Here is an 8,065-nt window from a genome sequence, read left to right as displayed (position 1 = left end):
GCGGGAAATCTGAGTAATACCGTCGAATCAAGTAACATTATCTTGAATGAGTTTTAAGGCTGATTTTTTACAATCGGTAAAATGATTCTACTTTGAAACTTTGCATCATGATGAATATTGATGTGGGCAATTTTTGAATCTTTTGCCGTTTCGGCACTCACATTTCCACCACTGTTATAGTTTTTCTGATTTTCGAGCGAGTTATTGGTTTTGATTATAAGTCGTAAACGACTCGATTTTGCTATCTTTTTTGAGAAAAATCGAAAATCATCAAATACACATTCATAGACCTTACCTGCTTGCATCAATGTTTCTCGTTCGAGTGATTCACGGTATCGAAGTCTTAACTGGTCAGAAGTTAGATATATCGCTTCTCCTTTAGTGGTAAGTTCATATAACGAAATCATTAAGTCAGTATCGGGAACATCGGTTGAGATATATAGTTTTGCTTCAATACCTCCCGATATTTCGGTCGAATCTTCAAAAGGTGCAGAATGATAAATTACGGCTTCATTCCCTAATCTGTAAGCCGTAAATTGGTCTTTCAAATAGTTTGGTTCTTCATTTTTCCAGTTTTCTAAACCTTTGCTTATATCAAGCGGATTATAGACAATCTTATCTGTTGAAGATTTATTGGCAATATTTTCTGAAAGTTTAGCACCCGATAAAACATCATTTGCGTTACCATCCGAATCTAAGAAAAGGCTTTTTTGATGAGTTGCTATTTTTTCAAGACTTTCTACATACTTCCATTTTTCATCTTCCATCACATAATACGCCACTTTATCTTTCAAGAAACTTGGTTTTGGTCCATTTTTCATGGTGTATTCATACCATTCTTTATGTAGCTTATTCATATCCAACATGCTTTCTTTACCAAACTTTAGCCCTCCAAATGCTTCTTTTGGAGTACGAGTGCCAGAGTGATTATAAGGGCCAATAATCAAGAAATGCTTATTTTTTGCTTCGGCTGAAGCATATTTCATAAAGTTTTCATAAAATGTTAATGCACCCTGTTGGTCTGCGTCATAATGCCCTGTGATGGTTAATATCGGAATATTCATTTTCTGATAATCCTCTATTTTAGGATTCATACTTTTCCAGTAATCATCATAGGTTGGATGAGCGAGCCAAGTCTGAAATACGGTGGTTTCATTGCCTACAATTTTATCCAGTTGCTCGAAAGGTAAGTGTTTTTGGTACATATCAGCGTACTTATTCAACCAAAAACTATCATCTCCAAAAAGAGTGCTGTTTCCTGTTTTTCCACTGGTGTAAGTTAGCCATGCAATCATGTACGACATGAAAATGTTATTCGGGTTTGGGTAGTCAATTCCTGGGAATACAGATGCTACGGGTACTATTGTGGAAAGGTGTGGAGGGAATTCTTTGGCAGTAGCCCATTGATTATAGCCAGAGTATGACCCTCCCCACATCGCAACTTTCTCATTGCAATACGGTTGCTTCGCAAAGTATTCTACTAAATCATAGCCGTCTTTGGCTTCTTGAATAAAAGGATTAAAGTTGCCCTCTGAGCTACCCCTACCCCTGCAATCAACAATGGCATAGATAAAGCCATTTTCAGCAAAATACTTGCCCCTTGCATGATAGCCGTCACTTATGTAAGGAGTTAAATCAATGATAACAGGTTGTTTTTCTTTCAAATCTTTAGGTAAATAAAGCGTTGCATTAAGCTTTACTCCATCACGCATAGGTATTTTTTCGCCCCATTTGAGGTCATACTTTATAAGATTTTGTGAAAAAGCTAACTGCGAACCTATTTGCACAATTGCAAATAGAACCAAGGATTTGATAAAAACTCTCATAGAAATAATAGGTCTTTAAAGGGTTTTGCAAAAGTTAGAATACAAGTTGTTAATTATTAGTGCTTTATGATGCGTTTGGTGTGTTGAGTAAAACGGCCCCGGTGCCATTTACTTTCGGATAAACAGGCTTTCCTTTATCGAGGTAAACCCCTGTGGCAGGGTCGTTTGAAATCAGAATCGAGCCATCCATATCTACATAATCAAGCAAAGGTGCAAGTTGCCCAATTGCCGAAATACCAATACTTGTTTCGGTCATGCAGCCGCACATTACTTGCAAGCCTAGGCTGCGGGCTTCGGCAATCATGCGTAAGGCTGGAGTGATTCCGCCGCACTTTGCCAACTTTACGTTTATACCATCAAACTTTCCAACACATTTTTTTACATCGGCTTCTACTATACAACTTTCGTCGGCGATGAGCGGCAATACCGAACCTGCCATTATTTCCAGCATTGGCTCGTAGTCGTCTTTCTGCATCGGTTGTTCGATAAACTCAACGCCCAACTCGGCAAAAGCCTTTGAGTTTTCAATCGTTTCCTCTACTCCCCAAGCACAATTGGCATCGACTCTAAAAAGTGCATCAGTATGTTTGCGAAGTTCACGAACAATCTCTACATCGTGGTCAGTACCAAGTTTAATTTTATAAATTGGAAAATCAAATTCTTGCATTTTCTCAACCATTTTTTCAATAGTATCAATGCCAATCGTATAGTTCGAATAAGGGGCTTTCGTAATGTCCAGTCCCCAGATTTCGTAAAGCGGTTTTCCTTGTTTTTTGCCCCACAAATCCCATGCGGCCATGTCTAAGGCACAATGAGCAAACGAATCATCTTTCAAGTACGGATACATAAACGCCCAAAAGTCTTCGGGACTATCAAGGTCATAGCTTTCGATAATCTCTTGATATTCAGTTAGTTTATCTCTCATGCCTTCGGCAGTTACGCCATAATAAGGAATCGGGGTAGCTTCACCATATCCGCTGAGGTCGCCATCTTGAAGTTCTACAATGAAGGCATCGATGTCGTCACGAGAGCCATGTGCAATCGTAAAAGTATGCCGCATTTGCAGCGTAAGGATATGGAATTTTAGTTTCATTTTGATGAAGAGGAAAATGTTGTTGTTATTTAGTTTCCCCTCCTTTTCAAGGAGGGGTCGCCTGACGAAGTCGGCGGGGGTGGTTGGTTAGGTCTTAAAATGCCTTTTAATCTCATTTAAAACCCAATCAATATTTTCAAAAACTTGTTTATTTTCAAAACGTACTATTTTAATGCTGAGTGATTTTAAAAACTCATCTCGTTTTTCATCTTGCACAAGTCCGTGGCCTTCAAAGTGTTCTTGTCCGTCTAATTCAATATTTATTCTTTCTGATGGGCAAAAGAAGTCAAGAATATAAAACTCAATACTGTGCTGTCTTCTAAACTTTCGTCCTTCTAATTGGCTATTCTTTAAATGATTCCATAGAGTAGCTTCGGCTGATGTGGAATGGTTTCGTAAATATTTTCTATGTGGTTTTAGGGTTTTTAGATTATTGAGTTGCATAGCTTTTTGCTAAAAATTTAGTCCAATGTTTAACCACCCCGTCCGACTTCGTCAGGACACCCCTCCTTGAAAAGGAGGGGAAACTTTGTTCTCGCTTAATGTTCTCGCTAAAGTTATTTTTTACTAATACTTTACCTCACCCAAATACAAATATCACATATTCACCAACTCATTTCCACGAAGCACAGGCACGACATCGTACAAATCACGTTGTAGGCAATAACTAATATCTTTGTTGATACCCAAACGTTGCAAACGACGAATGTGCGATGAATTTGCCAAATAACCTAACATATCATCTTTAGCTTGGTGATAAAGCCTCATAGACATTATTGCACTATCTTCTGCCACAAAATATTCATTTTGTACGGCATCAACCAACGCACCCGCAAAAAGCGTATCTTCCAGATTTGTGCGGCCTTTCCAACCAGCACAAAGCACCAACACATCGTAGGGTTGTGTTTTTAGGTATTCCACGATTGCATTGAGATTCAAGAAAGCTCCTACCAAAACTTTTACAGCCGAGCTTTTTGCTTTTGAGATAGAGTACGTACCGTTAGTGGTAGTCATTGCAATTTTTTCGCCGATGAGTTTTTCGTTCATGTAGCTAAACGGAGAGTTGTCAAGCTCAAAACCCTCTACTTTCTGAGCGTTTCGCTCGGCGGCTGCAATAAAACCTTTGGCTTGTAGTGCCTGACATTCTTCAACGGTTTCAACAGGAATAATGGCTTTTACGCCATACGCAAACCCTGTAACCATGCACGAAGTGGCCCTAAAAATATCCGTAACAATTACGATTGTGTTATCAATATTGTGGAGATGTAATAAATCTGGAGTGAGACAAACGTCAATATTCTTCATTTTAAAATCAATAATTTTTCATAAAAAACTGTCGCAAAGATGCCAAAAAAAGCTCTTAAAATTGTTACCTTTTTCAAAGTTGTCAAATTTTTATTCAAAACTTTCTCAGGAAGCGTTTAAATTCTAAAAATAATCCTACCTTTTTTATCTTTTTTTGGTGAAAATATGGGAATTGTGAAAATACTATCGTAATTTTGCACCCGAAAAAGCAAGAGTACAGCACACGTTTTTTCAAAATTACATTCAAAACTCATCAAAAAAATTATATGGCATCAGTTAGACCAGACGAAGTTTCGGCAATCCTGCGTGAGCAATTAGCAGGTGCAAGAACCGAAGCCGAACTCGAAGAAGTTGGTACAGTGCTACAAATCGGCGACGGTGTAGCACGTATATACGGTTTATCAAAAGTTCAAGCCGGTGAATTGCTGGCATTTGAAAACGGCTTGAAAGCCTTAGCACTTAACCTCGAAGAAGACAACGTAGGAGCGGTATTGTTAGGTGATTCGACAGGTATCAAAGAAGGAGCAACAGTAAAACGTACAGGTGAAATCGCCTCTGTGAAAGTAGGTGAAGGTATCGTTGGCCGTGTTGTAAATACTTTGGCTGAACCTATCGATGGTAATGGCCCGATTCAAGGCGAAACTTTTGAAATGCCTTTGGAGCGTAAAGCACCGGGTGTAATCTATCGTCAGCCCGTAACTGAGCCTTTACAAACAGGTATTAAATCTGTTGATGCCATGATTCCAATCGGACGTGGACAACGTGAGTTGGTTATCGGTGACCGTCAGACTGGTAAAACTGCTGTGTGTATTGATGCCATCATCAACCAAAAAGAATTCTACGACAAAGGCGAGCCTGTATATTGTATTTATGTAGCTTGTGGACAAAAAGCATCTACCGTGAAGGCTGTTGAGCAAACTCTTCGCAAGTATGGTGCAATGGACTACACAGTTATCGTAAATGCTGGTGCTTCTGACCCATCTCCGATGCAATTTTTTGCTCCGTTTACGGGTGCTGCCATCGGTGAATATTTCCGTGATACTGGCCGTCCAGCATTAGTTGTTTATGATGATTTATCTAAACAAGCGGTTGCTTACCGTGAGGTATCATTATTGCTTCGTCGTCCGCCAGGTCGTGAGGCTTATCCAGGAGACGTTTTCTACTTACATAGCCGTTTGTTGGAGCGTGCTGCGAAAATCAGTTCTGATGATACGATTGCAAGCAACATGAACGACCTTCCTGCTTCATTGAAAGGTAAAGTAAAAGGTGGTGGTTCGTTAACAGCCCTTCCGATTATCGAAACGCAAGCAGGTGACGTTTCTGCATATATTCCGACTAACGTAATTTCGATTACTGACGGTCAAATCTTCTTGGAATCTAACTTGTTCAACGCAGGTATCCGTCCGGCTATCAACGTAGGTATCTCGGTATCACGCGTGGGTGGTAATGCTCAAATCAAGTCAATGAAGAAAGTAGCAGGTACTTTGAAACTTGACCAAGCACAATTCCGTGAATTGGAAGCGTTTGCGAAGTTTGGTTCTGACCTTGATGCATCTACAAAATTGACAATCGATCGTGGTCGTAAGAACCAAGAGATCTTGAAGCAAGCACAGTTTTCGCCAGTACCAGTTGGTGAGCAAGTTGCTATTATTTATGCTTCAATCAATGGTGTAATGGATAAAGTAGATGTAAACAGAGTAAAAGAATTCGAAAGCGAATTTATTACATTGTTGAAAGCTCAAAATCCTGAAGTTATCACCAAACTTGCAGCTGGTAAATTAGATGATGACATCACGGCTATCATCAAAAAAGTTGGTAAAGAATTAGCTGAGAAATACGCTTAATATAATTAAGAATGTAGAATTGAGAATTAAGAATTAAAGTTTGGTACAAATCCATTCCTAATTCTTAATTCTTAATTCTTAATTTGACAAAAAGATGGCTTCATTAAAAGAAGTAAGAAATAGAATTGTTTCGGTAAACTCTACAACGCAGATTACCAAGGCAATGAAAATGGTATCGGCAGCGAAACTTCGTCGTGCCCAGGATGCCATTACGCAGATGCGTCCGTATGCGAATAAGTTGAACGAATTGATTTCGACGGTTTCGGCTAATACTGAAGTAGGTGCAACAAGTCCATATACAAGTATACGTCCAATTGAGAACGTATTAATCATCGTAGTTACTTCAGATAGAGGTCTTTGCGGTGCTTTCAACTCAAACGTTGTTAAGGCTGCATTGGCACTCATTCAGGATAAATACGCCGCTCAGGCTGCGAAAGGAAAAGTAGAAATCATGCCTTTGGGTAAAAAAGGTGGTGAAACACTGCAACGTCGTGGCTTTAAAGTGAATGTTGAGTATATGGATATTTTCCAACGCTTGAATTTTGCAACTGCCCGTCAGGCAGCCGAACAAGTGATGGATGCATTTACCGAAGGGAAATACGACGTAGTAGAAATTATTTTCAACGAATTTAAAAATGCTGCTACTCAGATTATCCGTGCAGAGCAGATGTTGCCTTTGGTTGAGAAAAAAGATGATTCGGTAAAAGATTCTAAAACTGATTACATTTTCGAACCATCAGAAGAAGAAATCGTATTAGAATTGATGCCAAAAGCAATTAAAATGCAGTTATTTAAGGCTGTTCTTGACTCGAATGCGTCGGAACATGGAGCCAGAATGACCGCGATGGACAAAGCAACTGATAATGCCAACGAATTATTACGTACTTTGAAAATTGAGTACAACCGTAGTCGTCAAGCGGCCATTACTAACGAAATCTTGGAGATTGTTGGTGGTGCAGAAGCTTTGAAAGCACAGCAATAATTAGTAGTTCTTATATACAAAGGCGGCGATATATCGAAAGATGTATCGCCGTTTTTTGTTATGCATTTTTATGAAATGTAATTATATACTTTACACAATTTAGAAAATTGAGTTACAGTTCCTGCACATTCATCACTCCTAAATTTTCAAATAATTTCGACCAATAAAGCGTAATTGTTGGGTTATTTTCTTTGATCGAACTCATTGGTTCGAATGGTAAAATCATCGAAACATCGGGGCCATTTAAAGCCAAGTCTTTGTACTTTTCGGCATCTATTTTTGCCCACTCTTCGGCTTCCGAATTATCTTTTGGTGGTTTTACCTGAAAATCTCGGCCATTTTTTACACTTTCCACCATATCACTTAAATAATATACTTTCACAACCGCTCCCGATTCTGAGGCTTTGGCAATTACAGGTATACTAGCTAAAATGTTAGTTTCACGGTTCGAAGCATTATCATTTGTGGCGTTGAGGCGTGCCAATGCTTGTTTCGTAACGAAAGTACGCTCTTTTCTGATGGATAAATCATACGACGTCTTAATAGCCTCCAAGTCAGTGGCGTTCATTCCTTCGGTGTCTTCCATTTCAGTGCGGCAAGTGAGCGAAAGGCAACGCCCTTTGGCAGTGTTTTCATGGATGTAATAAATCTCAAACTTATCACCCGATTTTCTTACGTTCTCTTCAATAATGCTATTGAGTGCCTGTTGGTATTTCTGAGCCACAAAAGGCTTCGATACATCAACACTCGCAGTTTTATCAATGAAAATAAGCGTATGAATGGCTGGACTATCAGCTTTATTTTCGGTTTTCTGGGCTTTTTTTTCTCCGCATGAAGCAAGAAGTGCTATTAATGATAAAGAGATAAGAAAGTAAAAGACATTGGGCTTTTTCATCAAATTATTGTTAATGGGCTTTGAGCCTAAATAAAAAATGCTTTTATCTGCGTTTTTGGTCAGATCTTATACAAAAGTACACGTTCAATATTTCAACTTCAAAAGTTTTCTATAAGTGGT

The 8,065-nt window shown here is 38.9% G+C and carries 7 protein-coding genes; 2 read left to right on the top strand and 5 right to left on the bottom strand.

All coding sequences use genetic code 11. The features are described 5' to 3' along the window. Positions 1 to 53 precede the first annotated feature (53 nt). The 4 genes from ACOVO2_RS21645 to ACOVO2_RS21630 form a co-directional block, all read right to left on the bottom strand. Positions 54 to 1,826 (bottom strand): CocE/NonD family hydrolase, encoded by a 1,773-nt coding sequence (locus ACOVO2_RS21645; RefSeq protein ID WP_421771986.1) that lies wholly within the window; start codon positions 1,824 to 1,826, stop codon positions 54 to 56. Between the two features lie 64 nt (positions 1,827 to 1,890). Then, positions 1,891 to 2,919: a dipeptide epimerase gene (locus ACOVO2_RS21640; protein ID WP_421771985.1), complete on the bottom strand. Its 1,029-nt coding sequence runs from the start codon at positions 2,917 to 2,919 to the stop codon at positions 1,891 to 1,893. Between the two features lie 87 nt (positions 2,920 to 3,006). Continuing rightward, positions 3,007 to 3,363, bottom strand: coding sequence for an endonuclease domain-containing protein (locus tag ACOVO2_RS21635; protein WP_421771984.1), 357 nt, complete (start codon positions 3,361 to 3,363; stop codon positions 3,007 to 3,009). Between the two features lie 153 nt (positions 3,364 to 3,516). Then, positions 3,517 to 4,224 (bottom strand): 2-phosphosulfolactate phosphatase, encoded by a 708-nt coding sequence (locus tag ACOVO2_RS21630; protein WP_421771983.1) that lies wholly within the window; start codon positions 4,222 to 4,224, stop codon positions 3,517 to 3,519. Between the two features lie 266 nt (positions 4,225 to 4,490). Between ACOVO2_RS21630 and atpA the strand changes: the two genes are divergently transcribed. Both atpA and atpG read left to right on the top strand, forming a co-directional pair. Further along, positions 4,491 to 6,068: a F0F1 ATP synthase subunit alpha gene (atpA, locus tag ACOVO2_RS21625; RefSeq protein ID WP_421771982.1), complete on the top strand. Its 1,578-nt coding sequence runs from the start codon at positions 4,491 to 4,493 to the stop codon at positions 6,066 to 6,068. A 94-nt stretch (positions 6,069 to 6,162) separates the two neighbouring features. After that, positions 6,163 to 7,050, top strand: coding sequence for an ATP synthase F1 subunit gamma (gene atpG, locus ACOVO2_RS21620; RefSeq protein ID WP_421771981.1), 888 nt, complete (start codon positions 6,163 to 6,165; stop codon positions 7,048 to 7,050). A gap of 112 nt (positions 7,051 to 7,162) precedes the next feature. Here the strand turns inward: atpG and ACOVO2_RS21615 are convergent, their stop codons facing one another. Next, entirely contained in the window at positions 7,163 to 7,945 is a 783-nt protein-coding gene (locus tag ACOVO2_RS21615; protein WP_421771980.1) for a hypothetical protein, read from the bottom strand. Positions 7,946 to 8,065 lie beyond the last annotated feature (120 nt).

Source organism: Emticicia sp., assembly GCF_049241225.1.
Taxonomy (GTDB): Bacteria; Bacteroidota; Bacteroidia; order Cytophagales; family Spirosomataceae; genus Emticicia.
This window is presented reverse-complemented; position numbering and strand designations above follow the sequence as displayed.

What these genes read in the sequence shown, in the direction of transcription:
- ACOVO2_RS21645 (WP_421771986.1), bottom strand. Translation starts at nt 1,826, where the DNA reads ATGAGAGTTTTTATCAAATCCTTGGTTCTATTTGCAATTGTGCAAATA.
- ACOVO2_RS21640 (WP_421771985.1), bottom strand. Translation starts at nt 2,919, where the DNA reads ATGAAACTAAAATTCCATATCCTTACGCTGCAAATGCGGCATACTTTT.
- ACOVO2_RS21635 (WP_421771984.1), bottom strand. Translation starts at nt 3,363, where the DNA reads ATGCAACTCAATAATCTAAAAACCCTAAAACCACATAGAAAATATTTA.
- ACOVO2_RS21630 (WP_421771983.1), bottom strand. Translation starts at nt 4,224, where the DNA reads ATGAAGAATATTGACGTTTGTCTCACTCCAGATTTATTACATCTCCAC.
- atpA (WP_421771982.1), top strand. Translation starts at nt 4,491, where the DNA reads ATGGCATCAGTTAGACCAGACGAAGTTTCGGCAATCCTGCGTGAGCAA.
- atpG (WP_421771981.1), top strand. Translation starts at nt 6,163, where the DNA reads ATGGCTTCATTAAAAGAAGTAAGAAATAGAATTGTTTCGGTAAACTCT.
- ACOVO2_RS21615 (WP_421771980.1), bottom strand. Translation starts at nt 7,945, where the DNA reads ATGAAAAAGCCCAATGTCTTTTACTTTCTTATCTCTTTATCATTAATA.